The 13,625-nt window shown below is 33.8% G+C and carries 15 protein-coding genes, 1 tRNA gene and 1 pseudogene; 10 read left to right on the forward strand and 7 right to left on the reverse strand.

The annotated features are described in order from the left end of the window. Positions 1–111 precede the first annotated feature (111 nt). The gene (locus tag AAGU22_RS01365) at positions 112–255 is read right to left on the reverse strand and encodes a hypothetical protein (RefSeq protein WP_458720461.1); all 144 of its coding nucleotides are present in this window, start codon (positions 253–255) and stop codon (positions 112–114) included. Between the two features lie 224 nt (positions 256–479). Here AAGU22_RS01365 and AAGU22_RS01370 point away from each other — a divergent pair, with 224 nt between their 5' ends. Further along, positions 480–1,340 carry a zinc ribbon domain-containing protein gene (locus AAGU22_RS01370; RefSeq protein ID WP_458720462.1) on the forward strand — a complete coding sequence of 287 codons (861 nt, stop codon included), beginning with the start codon at positions 480–482 and terminating at the stop codon, positions 1,338–1,340. Between the two features lie 338 nt (positions 1,341–1,678). Here AAGU22_RS01370 and AAGU22_RS01375 read toward each other — a convergent pair whose 3' ends face one another. The 3 genes from AAGU22_RS01375 to AAGU22_RS01385 form a co-directional block, all read right to left on the reverse strand. Continuing rightward, positions 1,679–2,995: a hypothetical protein gene (locus tag AAGU22_RS01375; protein WP_458720463.1), complete on the reverse strand. Its 1,317-nt coding sequence runs from the start codon at positions 2,993–2,995 to the stop codon at positions 1,679–1,681. Positions 2,996–3,049: 54 nt separating this feature from the next. Further along, positions 3,050–3,124, reverse strand: a tRNA-Arg gene (locus tag AAGU22_RS01380). 144 nt (positions 3,125–3,268) lie between these two features. Beyond that, positions 3,269–3,565: a hypothetical protein gene (locus AAGU22_RS01385; RefSeq protein WP_458720464.1), complete on the reverse strand. Its 297-nt coding sequence runs from the start codon at positions 3,563–3,565 to the stop codon at positions 3,269–3,271. A 242-nt stretch (positions 3,566–3,807) separates the two neighbouring features. Between AAGU22_RS01385 and AAGU22_RS01390 the strand changes: the two genes are divergently transcribed. From AAGU22_RS01390 to AAGU22_RS01400, 3 genes and pseudogenes are all read left to right on the forward strand, one after another. Next, entirely contained in the window at positions 3,808–4,848 is a 1,041-nt protein-coding gene (locus AAGU22_RS01390) for an alpha/beta fold hydrolase (protein WP_458720465.1), read from the forward strand. A gap of 522 nt (positions 4,849–5,370) precedes the next feature. Then, positions 5,371–5,739: pseudogene (locus AAGU22_RS01395) on the forward strand (hypothetical protein); the annotation flags it as partial. Between the two features lie 123 nt (positions 5,740–5,862). Next, positions 5,863–6,171: a hypothetical protein gene (locus tag AAGU22_RS01400; RefSeq protein WP_458720466.1), complete on the forward strand. Its 309-nt coding sequence runs from the start codon at positions 5,863–5,865 to the stop codon at positions 6,169–6,171. Positions 6,172–6,283: 112 nt separating this feature from the next. Here AAGU22_RS01400 and AAGU22_RS01405 read toward each other — a convergent pair whose 3' ends face one another. Both AAGU22_RS01405 and AAGU22_RS01410 read right to left on the reverse strand, forming a co-directional pair. Continuing rightward, entirely contained in the window at positions 6,284–6,811 is a 528-nt protein-coding gene (locus AAGU22_RS01405; RefSeq protein ID WP_458720467.1) for a hypothetical protein, read from the reverse strand. 324 nt (positions 6,812–7,135) lie between these two features. Continuing rightward, the gene (locus AAGU22_RS01410; RefSeq protein WP_458720468.1) at positions 7,136–7,339 is read right to left on the reverse strand and encodes a hypothetical protein; all 204 of its coding nucleotides are present in this window, start codon (positions 7,337–7,339) and stop codon (positions 7,136–7,138) included. Between the two features lie 499 nt (positions 7,340–7,838). Between AAGU22_RS01410 and AAGU22_RS01415 the strand changes: the two genes are divergently transcribed. The 3 genes from AAGU22_RS01415 (at position 7,839) to AAGU22_RS01425 (ending at position 10,488) form a co-directional block, all read left to right on the forward strand. Next, entirely contained in the window at positions 7,839–8,255 is a 417-nt protein-coding gene (locus AAGU22_RS01415; RefSeq protein WP_458720469.1) for a GlcG/HbpS family heme-binding protein, read from the forward strand. A 735-nt stretch (positions 8,256–8,990) separates the two neighbouring features. After that, positions 8,991–9,968: a Kelch repeat-containing protein gene (locus AAGU22_RS01420; protein ID WP_458720470.1), complete on the forward strand. Its 978-nt coding sequence runs from the start codon at positions 8,991–8,993 to the stop codon at positions 9,966–9,968. Positions 9,969–10,137: 169 nt separating this feature from the next. Further along, a complete protein-coding gene (locus tag AAGU22_RS01425) occupies positions 10,138–10,488 on the forward strand; it encodes a hypothetical protein (protein WP_458720471.1) in 351 nt (116 codons plus the stop codon). Between the two features lie 195 nt (positions 10,489–10,683). Here AAGU22_RS01425 and AAGU22_RS01430 read toward each other — a convergent pair whose 3' ends face one another. Further along, positions 10,684–10,857 (reverse strand): hypothetical protein, encoded by a 174-nt coding sequence (locus AAGU22_RS01430; RefSeq protein ID WP_458720472.1) that lies wholly within the window; start codon positions 10,855–10,857, stop codon positions 10,684–10,686. 285 nt (positions 10,858–11,142) lie between these two features. Between AAGU22_RS01430 and AAGU22_RS01435 the strand changes: the two genes are divergently transcribed. The 3 genes from AAGU22_RS01435 (at position 11,143) to AAGU22_RS01445 (ending at position 13,506) form a co-directional block, all read left to right on the forward strand. Then, entirely contained in the window at positions 11,143–11,430 is a 288-nt protein-coding gene (locus AAGU22_RS01435; protein ID WP_458720473.1) for a hypothetical protein, read from the forward strand. A gap of 1,234 nt (positions 11,431–12,664) precedes the next feature. Further along, positions 12,665–12,922 (forward strand): hypothetical protein, encoded by a 258-nt coding sequence (locus AAGU22_RS01440; protein ID WP_458720474.1) that lies wholly within the window; start codon positions 12,665–12,667, stop codon positions 12,920–12,922. Positions 12,923–13,215: 293 nt separating this feature from the next. Further along, on the forward strand, positions 13,216–13,506 hold the full coding sequence (locus tag AAGU22_RS01445) for a hypothetical protein (RefSeq protein ID WP_458720475.1): 291 nt from the start codon (positions 13,216–13,218) through the stop codon (positions 13,504–13,506). The last annotated feature ends 119 nt before the right edge of the window (positions 13,507–13,625 follow it).

Below are 13,625 nucleotides of genomic sequence, written 5' to 3' on the forward strand. Positions count from 1 at the left end.
ACCCACTACATTTATACAAAACGAGTGAATTGTTTAAAAAATGAGTTTGATTATCAGTGAATAATACGTGAGGAAGATTGAAGGATATTTAATTCATTTATGGGGAAAATTTTAATAAATGGGATCCATCTCATTGTATTTAGCTTCTAGCTTTGTTATTTCCTTGATTTCTTCTTCCTTAATTTCATCTAATGCTTCCGGTTTTAAAGGATAGCTACATTTTGAGCAATATTTGTTTTCAAATGTATTAATCAAACCGCATCTGGGACGGTTTGATATGAATGGTTTCTTTTTTCCAATTTCTTCAGTGAACCGAAATTATATACCTTTATGACTTTTAATATAAATTGATAACTTAGATATAAAATTCACAAAAATATTCTTCTTATTAATTATAATATTTACCGAGATAGCTTCGATTCTTCTATCTTAACTTTTTACTACAAATTTTTTTATAGGGAAGTTTCTATTGTTGTTCTGTGGTTGGCTCATCTAAGGATAATTATTTTCACGATGAGATTCCATTTAGACCGTCATCCCAAGATTTAATTTGTCAGAATTGTTCAAGAAAGAATAAGGCGGGATCACGTTTTTGCGATAAATGCGGAAATAACTTTGTCCCATCTTGCAAAAATTGTGGTAACTCAAAAAATTTGCCTAATGCCTCCTTCTGTAACAAATGCGGAGCAAAAATTGATGAAGGGTCGCAAAACAAAAATTATCAATTTGTAAATAATGATTTCAACCGTCAAAACGATAAAAAATCAATTGATTTTAGTGAATGTCTGTCAATAAAATATAGTCTTAAATTCAACTACCCATCAAGCTTCACCAAAATAGATCGCGTTAAAAATGATCTAAATATTATTTTTGCCTTTCAACAAATAGCAAAGAAATCTGATGTTAAATATCATCCTGAGATTACAATTTCGGTTAGAAATTTGGAAGACTCTGTGGCAGATTATCTTAGAGAAATGGGATACAATAGAGTAATACCGCGACACAAACTAGATCTTTTTGTCAGTGATATCGATGTGTATGCAGAATTAGGGTCAAGGGAAATAAGGAATTTATACTGCGAATGCAAATTCAGGGTTTATGATCAAGAATTGACGGACTCTGATCTTGATCAACTTATCGAAAAGATCAAAATTATTGAGAACAATAAAAAAAAGGGGATGTCCTCAGAATACTGGCTCGTTACTAATACTAGTAAAATCCCGCCACCCGTAAAAGACATTGCAAAACAGAACAAGATCAAAATCCATCTCGCTTCGATCAACAATAACTGGAGAAGAAGAGCTACTTGGAGTGTACACAAAATTGAAAAGATAGCCTAGATTGCAAATTCAAGTATTGCTGATTTTACTAAATGGATAAACCATATAGTAGTTAACATGGTATTGGACTTTCCTTTTGAAACGAGTATTCACTATGACTTCTAAAAATTTTTTTAATACTATTTGCATATACTGCATGAATTAGAAGCCACTGGTTTTGTTTAATAATTGGATCTTACTCATACCTTCCATTGATATTATAACACGAGCTTGAAAATTAATTTTATAGAGATTGGGAACTAGTTATCACTATAAAAGATCCTATATTAGATAGATTCGACTATTAAATTTGTATTTTAAGGTAAATATGATTTAACTGACCCAGGCAAAATAAGGTGCTAGTTGAATATACCTTCCTCGATCAATTGCTTTGCTATAGTTTGTTTACCCGATTCATCTACAGAAGAAATAGATTTAAGCAAATTTTGTAAAATACCGTTCATAGTTTGATATTTTGCTTCTAATTCTTTGACTTTTTCATCTTTTTCCTCCATTTTACCTTTTATAATATAGATACTTGTTTTATTTTGTTCTTCTAATTCTTTGACTTTTTCATCCAAGGAATTTTCATCTTGGTTTACAGTTAAAAGGGGTATTGCCTTTTGATATTCTGACAGAACATCCTCTTCCTTTGGTCTCAGATAATGTTGAACTATACCGGTATCATGCGACATTAACATTGAAACAATGAGTTCTCTCATTACTTTCTGACACTCTGTTTCAAAAAACTTCCGGAACCCATGTACACTTTTAAAATCGTATTTTCTGAAATTAAATTCTCCGTCTTTAGGCGTTCGTTTCTCTCTTAAACCTTGTATCTTCCAAGCATCATTGATTAATACTCTAATTCCTGTGGCACTTAATTTTTTGGGATGCTTTGCAAGACCAAGATAGTTACCATATCTTTGACTTTTAATTTGCCAAAGGTTACGAATAATACAAGAATTCGGACCGATTCTTTCACCAAAAGATTCTCTAAAAGCCATCCATTCTTTTACAGATTCGTATGCCTCTGGGGTAACATATGAATAATAATAATTCTTTGTTTTAGTATTAAAAACTTTTAACTTAGCAGCTATTAGTTTTTCGTCCTTATATACTGGGGTAAAGTCACCCCAAATTAGGTAACTCCATGAACTAACTCTTATTCCCGATGATTTCATTACCAAAACGATTGGTTTCACTCTACGATCAGGGTATTGAATCAACTTTCTGATTTCTTCTATACTCGGTGGTCGATCGTTGGAATATCTAATTCCTTTCTTTATCCCTTTTGATATTATCTTCCAGTTAACGCTAATCCTATTCATTTCACAGAATCTTTTAATTGGTTTGAGATAGTTCTTAATTGTTTCCGTGGATATTTCTCCACTTTCAACCCTCTGATTCTGTAATGAGAAAAATTTGAATAATTCGTTTTCAATCCATGGTATACCGTCTTCTTTTGCTTCTAATTTCTCATAAAACACATTACAATTCTCTTCGATAGAACTCGCTCTGATATCTATGAAATCAAGAAACCTCTGTAACCTCTTAGGATATTGACGTTTTGATTCTTTGGAGTTCAGAGCATACATGAATTTTTGATATGGAGTTAAACTAAGCGGACTTTTCTGATTTCCTAAATTATCGGAAGAAGCAAAAGATAGGCTCATTCTTGTTACATATGTATTAGTAACCTGGGTCTTAAAAAAGTAAGAGATATCAAACGGGCCCGGTGGGCTTCGATCCCATGACCTGCGGTTCCGAAGACCGCCGCGATATCCTGACTACGCTACGGACCCTCCTTCTTTTCTTTTGATATGTATTCCCATGGCAGTTATATAATTTATTGTGATTTAATCTTGTAGAATTTTCATGAATGTGAGGAAATGTTGGGAGATTTACAATATTATTGTTATCTGTCATCTTACTGTTTCTGGCAAGATCTATGCCTCATTTGAATTATTCTTACTGAATTTGGTAAGATGACCTGCTTTTTGTCCAATGAGCTGATTCTTACTGATTTTAGTAAGATCTAGTAAATGGGGAAAAAGAGAGTTCAGCAATGGCGATTCTTTATTCAATAATGTGACAATCTTTTTGTTCAAAATTGATCTCAATTTATACTCGTATGACTTTGAAACTTGCTTTTGACCTTGAAGAAATTGAATTTCGGATTTGGATAGAAGGGACATATCAAATGCATATATTATCAGAAAAGTATAAAGCTTTTTTCTACCCACACAATTAGTCATTTATGGGTAAAATTGGAAATGGCTATTCCTGGCCAGAGTTTATCACAGGACCGAAAATGCAATGGGGACCCGCTCTCTGCCCTAACGTCAAGTTCAAATCCCTAAAAATAATAGACGAGAACCCGCGATCCCTCTATCTTTAGTTATTGGTCATAGAGATAGATAATTTGATCGATAGTGTTCACACAAGACTTCACCCTCTTTATATACTCCGTCGAGTGAAATTGGTTATGAATAATAGTAGACAGGTAAGAAAAGGCTATCTTTTCATTGTAGTATTCATTTCTACCATAATTTTCTCAAGTATGACTATGGTCAATGGCTTTACTAATGTTACATATGGTCAAACAAATACTACTCATCCCATTCCAACAAGCAATGTTACTATAAACCTGGTAAACCTACAGGATATCCCATTACAAAAAGTCCGTGTTGGAGATATTGAAATGGCATACAAGATGTTTGGTAAAGGTGACCCCATTATACTTCATAATGGTATTAATGATGGCATGAATGCATGGGACCCTTCTTTTCTAAAAGGTCTTTCATCAAATCACACAGTAATTATATTTGATAGTCGTGGAATAGGAAATACAACTGCTGGTAGCGAACCATATTCTATAAAGTTACTTGGTAATGATACTGCGGGTTTAATGGATGCTTTGAAAATACAGGAAGCAAATGTTCTTGGATATTCTATGGGTTCATACATAACTCAACAATTTGCAATCACACATCCTGATAAGGTTAGCAGTATTACGCTAATTGCTGGAACTTGTGGTGGAAAAGATCATGTACCTCCATCAGAGGAGTTTATCCAATTACAAGAGGGTATTATGAATAAATCTCTAAATAATATACCTCTTTCTCAGGATGAAATGAAATCTCTTGTAAATGCCTCAGAAGGATCAGGATGGATAAAACTGCATCCTGAATCTCTTGATGTTCCAAAAAACATGACATTCCAACAAATGAAACCTGGTCTTTCATCTGAAACAATGAACAATCAATATAAAGGTGCAAAGGCTTGGGTGGCTTCCGACTGGAATGGTGCTTGTGACGACCTTGCAAAGATAGACAAACCCATGTTGGTCATAGCAGGTACAGACGATAATGAATTAGTGCCTCATGAAAATTCTTTAGTCATTGCAAGTAAAGTTCCAGGAGCATGGCTTGTACAGATAAAAGACGCTGGTCATGCTATAATGATTCAATATCCAGATGAAGTCGGTAAGATATTACAAACATTCCTATCTACTATAAAACAATAGGTGACCAAGCAGGAAAGAAGCATTTGGTTATCTAATTATTTTATCCTAGTACAACATAGCCAAGCGGGTTCAAATCAGTCTCAAAAGAAGTGCGAGGTGCGGGATTTGAATCCGCGATTCCCTTCGCTTTCTTGTTAAGTTCAAATCCCGAAATACAGGAGAGAACCAACGTTCCCTCAAATGCAATTATAATCGAGACACTAATTGACTATCCTGTACTGTTGATTGTATTTGATGATATCAAAACTATGATTTTGAGAGAAGTGATATAAAGAACATAATAAGACAAAAAGATATTTCGACCACTAATGGCAGTCATCTTGATTTATGATTTCAATTTGGTCATCAGCTTAATAATAGGCTCATCTAGAATTTAATTACCCAGACTAACCGTATTACAGTGTAGCAGTAAAATTAACCTGAAATTTTATATTGTCATGATCGATAGTAGCTCTAATAAATCAAAATTTAGTGATAAATTATATGATATTAAATACTAGGTCTGGTTTGACACTCTTTTGCATGGCATTAACTCTAACAATTGGAATATCATCATTAAGTTCAAGCGCATTCTCACAAAGTAATGCATTCACTCCAGATGTGGATAGCATTAACAAGATTAGGGAACAATGTGGTTTAAGCAAGGTGCCTGAGAGTACTGATGTATCTGATGTGTTAAAATCGTTCTCACAAAATAATGCTTTTGCTTCTGAAGATGAAATTATAGATCAGATTAGAGAGCAATGTGGTTTTAGTAAAGTACCTCAAGGTGCTGGAGTTTCTGATGTGTTGGAGTCATTTTTAGGTGACAATCCCATACAAGTACCAATAGGAACGCCAATCGCACTGGTTTTTATAGCTGCAGCACTTCTTTTTATCCCCTCGGTGTTATAGCCTCTCTATTTTTCTTTCAAAATTTAATTATACGAACCTTTCCTTCTTGTCCATTTTCCAATTGATTTCAAAAGCTAGTTACTAAATGTTTTAATTCAACACGATAAATGTTATACAACCATGTCCAGATTCTTATTCCAACCTGACCCAATCGACGGTTACGATTTTAATCCAATTCCAATAGACATCCATTTAGGGATAATCAAAATCCCCACTGAAGAAATTCTTGATGATTTTGGGATAAATACAACTGAGTCCGTAATTGTGGGGACGGATAAGAACGAAGTTCTAAACAGGTTGCAAACAACATTTGCAAGAGAATTTAACCGATATGGTAAACTTAGGGAATCAGATATACGGCCCATGGATTATAAAACTAAGCAAGCCTGGACTAGAATTAGAAAACACATCAAGAATGAACCTAATTAAGGATATTAACATATATCTCCAAAATCCAAATCATGATCTTTTCTAAATAATATAATTGTCTGATATCTTTAGGAGACAATAAAGGGTATATCTCCAGTCTATTTTAATTTCTTTATCTCCAATGCCACATAAGAAATGTGCCGGTTCCATTTTTGTCGACATGGTCCTTATAGACTCCTACTGAATTACTCAAAGAGGAGAGATTACCCGTAGCAACATCATCAAAAATAGCAATTCCGTTACTATCATAACCACCACCCACATGATAGTTGGCAATTGCATAAAAGGTATAAGTTGCTATATCTTTGTTATTAGTAATATACTTCGTGTTTCCTTGCAAATAAGATGTGTCATTATCTCTGAAGGTTTCAGTCACGTTCACATCAGCAGTTATATCTACTGTGCCGTTAATTATTCCCTTACCTGAAAAGCTTTCGGAAGCATTATTATTTGTCATATTCAGTTTCCCTAGCTCAGTTTGATAATGTTCAACAAAAAATGGGTTTCCCAAATTAACATTTTTAGAGACGTTGTTGCTATCTAGTGCTTTGGCATATTGCGCACCCATGAAGATAATAGATACAATTACAAATCCCAAAAGCAATGATGAAACATTATTAAATGTGTGTTGATATTTCATGTTAATCATTTTATCCTTTTAGATTATTAATATAGCGGTGTATTTCAAATTTGAAGAACCTCATGTATATTATTGTAAATTAGGAGTAATTTCTATCCACCATACTGGGTATTAGAGATCATTACAATGCTGTTACCTCGATTATCATCTGTCCGAATACGCTTAATTTCATGTGCCGAATTAATGGATCTAGGCTCTCCTTCTCGGACTTGGTAACCGGTTTAACAACTATTGTCGTTTCATTTGGCTCGCTTGAGTTATCTAATTCATTGGTAACTATTAATTGAAAGTTAAGTCTGTTTATTCATTTGTTTGGGCTAGCGATTAGTTATTCCTTGTTACTTTCACATTAACATTGTCTGATATCTTTATACTCTCTTTCATCTTTACGCTTACGTGCTTCTTAGCCTTAGCGACTTCATTCCCACATATTGAGCAACCTACTATACCGTTACTAAGTGTGATACCATATTTTGTCTTACATCGGGGGCAGTGAACATCAGGATAGATATATTCTATGTCTGGCATATACCTCATCATCATCAACCTGAGATAATAACCATTCTTCTATCTGTTCCTTCTGCTATTCGGCTATCATACTGCATACATCTCCCCAATACGCAACAAATCTATCAGCGAAGGTGTAAGCCTGAGCGGCTAGTGTATCCATGTCTCAGTTGTTATATGTCTATGCTTTCGTTATTATCCATATCCTTACAAGTCCCCAATATAATTACAGAAGGAAGATATAGACTTAGTTTAGAAGCATAGCAGCTTGGACAAGGATAAGAAAACATATCAAGAAGTTAACCTGATTGACATAAAACATTAGAACATTCCCTATAAAATATCTTTTGTTTTTCTGAACAGACAATTGTAAAAAACCTTAAGAGAAGAAAGAAGTTTTCAACATAGTGTTTCAATTTTATGTTCTAATGTTCTAATAAATATATAATTATATATATTATAAATTTATTATATAAAGTTAATAATTAATATCCTTGATGTAGCGATATAAGTCAAAAAATTGCCTAGACCGCACCGATTTTCGCAATATCCTTTAGAACAACTTAAAATGTTCTACTATGTTCTGGGCTTTCAGTCACCTACATCCGCATTAGAGGAACGAGCCAAGAGCTCTAGCCCTGGAATAATAGCGGTTGAAGGGTTCACTGTCCTACCTGGTGGCCTCCCCATTAAAGCAGGCAATGAACTCGTTGGCGGGTTTGGTGTAAGTGGAGCTCCAAGCGGTAAAATCGATGAGGAATGTGCCACTGCAGGACTTGCAACAATAGCCTCAAGTTTATCTAATTCAGACACAAGCAGTCTCAGCAATCCAACAAACAACACATATGTTACCAATGATAATTTAAACTTGAATAGTAATGTTACAGGCAATAACTTGACTTCCATAAAGTCTAGCCCTTGGTCAACAACTAGGTAACAGAGTGGATATAGTATAAACGGATCGAAACCATCTATACATTTTTTGTCCACACCGATTTAAAATGATAATTTGTCAGATCCGTTATGAAACAATGTAACATATGAACTATTGATCCTAACGTAAATACCAATACCTAGTAAGCGAATAAGTTCTTCACAGTAGTTATCGATTCTTACGACTCAATACTCACATATAATACCAAGAGATTTTATTTAAGAAATATTGGAATAAATCCGAGTCTTTCGTTATTGAATTTAACTACTGCATTAAATTAGAGAACATAAAAAGTGGCAATTAATTGCACTAATGCTTCTATCACGATAACTCATTATCAAGTAAAAATTACCATTTATTTATTGCCAATTATTTGCAAAACTCGAATCTTATGGTTAGGGAACTAACACTCCCCGCCTGAAACATGACCATTATTTTCAATGTCTGAATGTATTCATTTAATGTCTGAATGGATATAGTTTTGAGTCGTTCATAAGACTTTAGACCACACTCTGTTTTATTGCAAAATCAACTTAGTTTATTTTCCAATTCATCCAACACTGGTCTTATCTTTTTTCTGATTATTTCGCTAATATCTAGTTCCAAGTAACAATTATTATCTTCATGCTATATTATCTATATTTGGAATCTTCAACTCTGTTTCTAATAGTTGTATACAATAAAGTATTTTAGGAGAAGACCGGAATATAGCTTGATTGTTGATTGTCTATATATAATTTGAAATTAATCTCAACTGGAATTGTATTACTAGTATCTTTAAACATTTTACCTTCTTCTATTTCCCAATTAGCCTTTTCTTTGTCTGTACCTACAGAACCATATTGGACTACAGGGACGTCTATGCCAACGGCAAGGTCTGAAATTGTTGGGGCTGTATTAAATGATAAAATATACATTCTTGGTGGGTTTGATAACGAGGACCGCAGTACTTCTATCGTGGAGGTGTATGACCCTGTAACTGGCAATTGGACTCGATCGACTCCATTGCCCCAACCACTAGACCATGCCGCTGCAGCATCTTTTAATGGGAAACTCTATGTGGTTGGAGGAGGCTATCTTAACAGAGATATATTATCTGATAAACTGTACATATACGATTCGAGTACAAATAATTGGACTGAAGGAGCAAGTCTTCCAACTCCCCGTGGGGCATTAACTGCCAATTTTATCAATGGGGTGCTATATGTGACCGGAGGTGTGGATTATGAAAACACATTGACGAGTACTTTAGTATACACTCCTTCTCTAGATCAGTGGACGGAAAAAGCACCTATGCCAACGGCCAGAGAACACTTAACCTCAGCAGTCATTAATGATAGACTATACGTTATGGGTGGAAGAACCAATGGAATGGCTTCCAACGTTGATGCTAATGAGGTATATGATCCAGTAACTGATAAGTGGACTACGCTGGAACCAATGCCTTCAAAAAGAGGTGGCTTATCTTCTGCTGCAATAGCCGCAAATGAGTCAATCTATGTCTTTGGAGGAGAACAACCAACGGGCACATTTAACAATAATGAAAAGTTTGATGTGGTATCTGATGCATGGACCTCTGAGATGAGTATGCCAACGGCACGTCATGGTTTGGTTGCAGTTGCGATTGACAACATGATCTATGTAATTGGTGGTGGACCACAACCAGGGGGTTCATCAATTGGCTTGAATGAGATATTCAATCCTGGTAAAGGATAGCTGTGGATATCCCTATAACTTCGCCTCCACCATCAATTTAAGCATTCGCTGCTTCTGGCCCCATTGCATGGAGCCACATTCAAAGGCTGGATATTCACGTTTAATTTGATTCCTATGGAAGTATTAATGGGGCAAAATGTTTTAATTTGACTCCATATTAACAAATGTAATGAATCTATCAAACAACACTTTGATGATTGTAATGGTGCCGACTATTTTTATCCTCCTTGCAACCGCATTCGCAGGACCGCTTTCTGGCGTAGCAGTAGCTCAAATAGTAACTGGAACTCCAGGTGAAGTAGGAACTAAAAATAATTCTGAGGATTATTATGCTCCAGTGAACGAAACCGGCCCCGAGACGATTCAAACACTTGAAGGTATTGAGGGCAGCAATGCAGCAATTTTTGGAAATGATACCAACATAAGCAATCCAAACATTACCGCAGCTGACGCTGGAACAGTAAACAGTCAAGAGGAATGTCTGCGATTATCGAATCAGTCCGCCGTTGATTGTCCATAATTTCCTTTTTTTTACTCATTTTCGAATTATTTAATAATCTTATTCTAAATCAGAAAAAAACAGTGCTCCCCCTTTTTCGGTATCTTATAAACAAATAACTATGGTAATATAATTAATCAATCTTATTTGACTGCAGCTGACCTTTAAATTCCCTCTAGTGTCGCGCACATTTATCATAATCATGTATTTTCAGCATTATTCATGGAGTTTCTTTAATATAGTCCAAAGGGGTTGTCTATCCCTAATTTTGCTCCCTCCGTCCACTTCAGAAGAAACAACTTTTACATCGATATCATCAAAGAACCGATTCAAATACGCCTCTTGTTCAATCGCTAGGGGGGTTGTGAACAATAATTTTTTTCTACCCATATATGATACACATCAATGTAAAATCTGGCAATTTCTAATCTATTTTGTAAACAGTCAATGGCATTAAGTTTGAATTATACCATATCTAAATAGTAGCAAAGCTTTGTAATTTGCTCATTGAACATTCTATTACTAAATATACGGCCGCTAAATGTTGGACATAGTTATATAAAAAAGATAATATCTATTAAAAACGGTTAATATATCTAAAAATATGTAAATTTTCCATAAAGGAATAAAATATATTATAAACTTTTTATGCAAGTATGATTTTATTTAGTAATTATGCAGAAAACTAAAACTATAACATTCGATCCATTCAAAAACGGAATAGACAGTTTTGTGGTTCAGCTTTATACAATGTGCACGTCATATCCAAATAAAGAAATTTGGAGTTTAGATGAAATTTATGAAGCCCGGTATCCAAATTCCACTCAAGACAAGTCAAAAACAATGACAATTCTAAAAAATAACTTAAAATGGCTAAAATCAAAGGATGCTGTAGAGTTTCCAAACAATAATTCCGTTAAACTAGTAAAATATAGATTAAGCAGTCTGATTGACGGGGTCTGAAATGTGAATAATATTTTTTATTTCTTGAATTGATATTTAATTAATATTTTGGAGTAAATTACACTTGCGACAGTAATGGCAACAATAGAAAGGGAGATACAAATAAGAAGATATACCACTAACCTTGCTAACCCCTATATGTTTCTTAGTCATTCTTAGATGGTATAACTATTACTTTTAATCGCGTGCTATAGATCTAGCAAGTATCTCATAAAAGAAAACGATATCTAAAAATACTTCAAAATAAATCAGAGTATGATTCCAATATTATGTATATTAAATCTCATGTTATTGGAATTTACTTGATTATTGTCGGTTGCGAGTTTACAGTTTTTATTAATACGGCTTTTCCTTATGGAAATCTCAATGAATTTTACTGTATCTACAACAAAAAAATTTTACAAATGTTCAAAATAATACTAACTAATCTTTATGGTATAATTTAAGACCAACGGTAAGGGTTGGATATACCATTAAGCAAATCAAAATAGAGTGGTGTATTTCTCTTATCCTATCTGTCAAATATAGACATAATATTTAGTAACAAGTTATCAACCATCACTTGTATGTTATCCCTGTACTCTTTCTTCATATCCATTTTTTCGTTCGGATTTTTTTAACAGCGGTACTATTTGATAATCATCAAAATTATTCATTCTCTTGATAATTTCGATCATAAATTCATGTGGAACTATATCAGAACCTTAAAGGATAATGTCCTATTTTATCTTCAATATCTCGATCCCTTCTGATAACTGATTTTCTTTATTGGCTTCTATAGCTGATTTAATGCATTCTGAACAGCTTTCATTACCATAACACATTGGGAGCCTTTAATTCAGCTAGGCGTCCTTTAGGAGCAGTGAGATCTTCTAAATCAAATTATGATTTCACTCGATCTGTTTCGTTGGTTATGCACAAATACTAATTAATTAATGCGATAAGAATGAGTTTTTAGAAATGAAGTGGACTCAAACTGATGACTATAAAGAATAAAATTCCATAATGAAGATAAAGTCGTTAATTGTGATCTGGTTATCCGGTTGTCACTTCTGACCAAGGCTCTTCTGGTCCAAATTAAATTAGAAACCCTTTTCTATTATCTGCAATTACTGTCTTATCCAATAAAATAGTTGATAAATTATGAAATGGAAAAGTATCATATTTCAAAATTGAACTCAATTGAATGTTTATATAATTACGAATCGTTATCAATATTGTGATATTATAGATAATGAATATCATTGAAAATGAAATACCATACCTGGTAGAAGCAAGAACTTGCGGGTGTAATGAAAGGGGGAAAAGTGTTTCATATCGTTTCATTGAATCTTCTCATGCCTTGTGTATGGACAAAGTAGAATTGATCTCTGGTCAGATCCAAGCCTGTGAAAGGTTATTGAAATTAGCCAAGGAAGATGGTGAGATTGCTTTACTAAGAGATGAAATATCTAAATTGAAATTGGCTTTAGAAATAATACAACATAAGTAGTTGGTAGTTTAAATGATGATTCTAAAAAGAAATTTCTGCTTGATTTCCTTTTTTTATATGACCTTCTCTAAATCTCACTCAAACAATACAGGCTGAACCTTCTTAGATGATCTTATCATTTAGAATTTCTTGTATTTTACTTTAATTATGTATCCTGAGGTTTATTATGATTCACTTTTGTCAATTGCATATTTGTGTTAATTATGACCATATGGACATACTTTAAAGTGATTATTTATAAAAATATAATTAAAATAGTTCTAATTTATATGTTTGAAAAGCATATCTTTATCATGACTGACATCAGATGCACGATTATTCCAGAACCACATCGCGATCGAAAAGCGGTATTTAGACAATCCACTCTAAAGACTCCTTACATCGATGGAGATGACTATGAAGACGTCCAATCTATAAAGATGTCTTATCTCTGTGGTAATTGTGACTTTATTCTTGCAAAAAATATTCACTCAGATCAGATTGCCCAACTCTTAAGTACAAATAGTAAAGGATTAGATATCGTACTACAGTGTCCAGAATGTAAAAAATTCAATGAATTGAATTCAGATATGCATCCTTCTTAAGTTGTTTATCTTACTATCTATGTCAAGAAAATTTGAGTATTAAATGAATTCACTCAAGACGTCAATCAATTTCAATGCTTATTATTGAATTAGTTTCCCCTCCTCTACAGCGGAATATC

The sequence above is a fragment of the Candidatus Nitrosocosmicus sp. R genome, assembly GCF_054408505.1.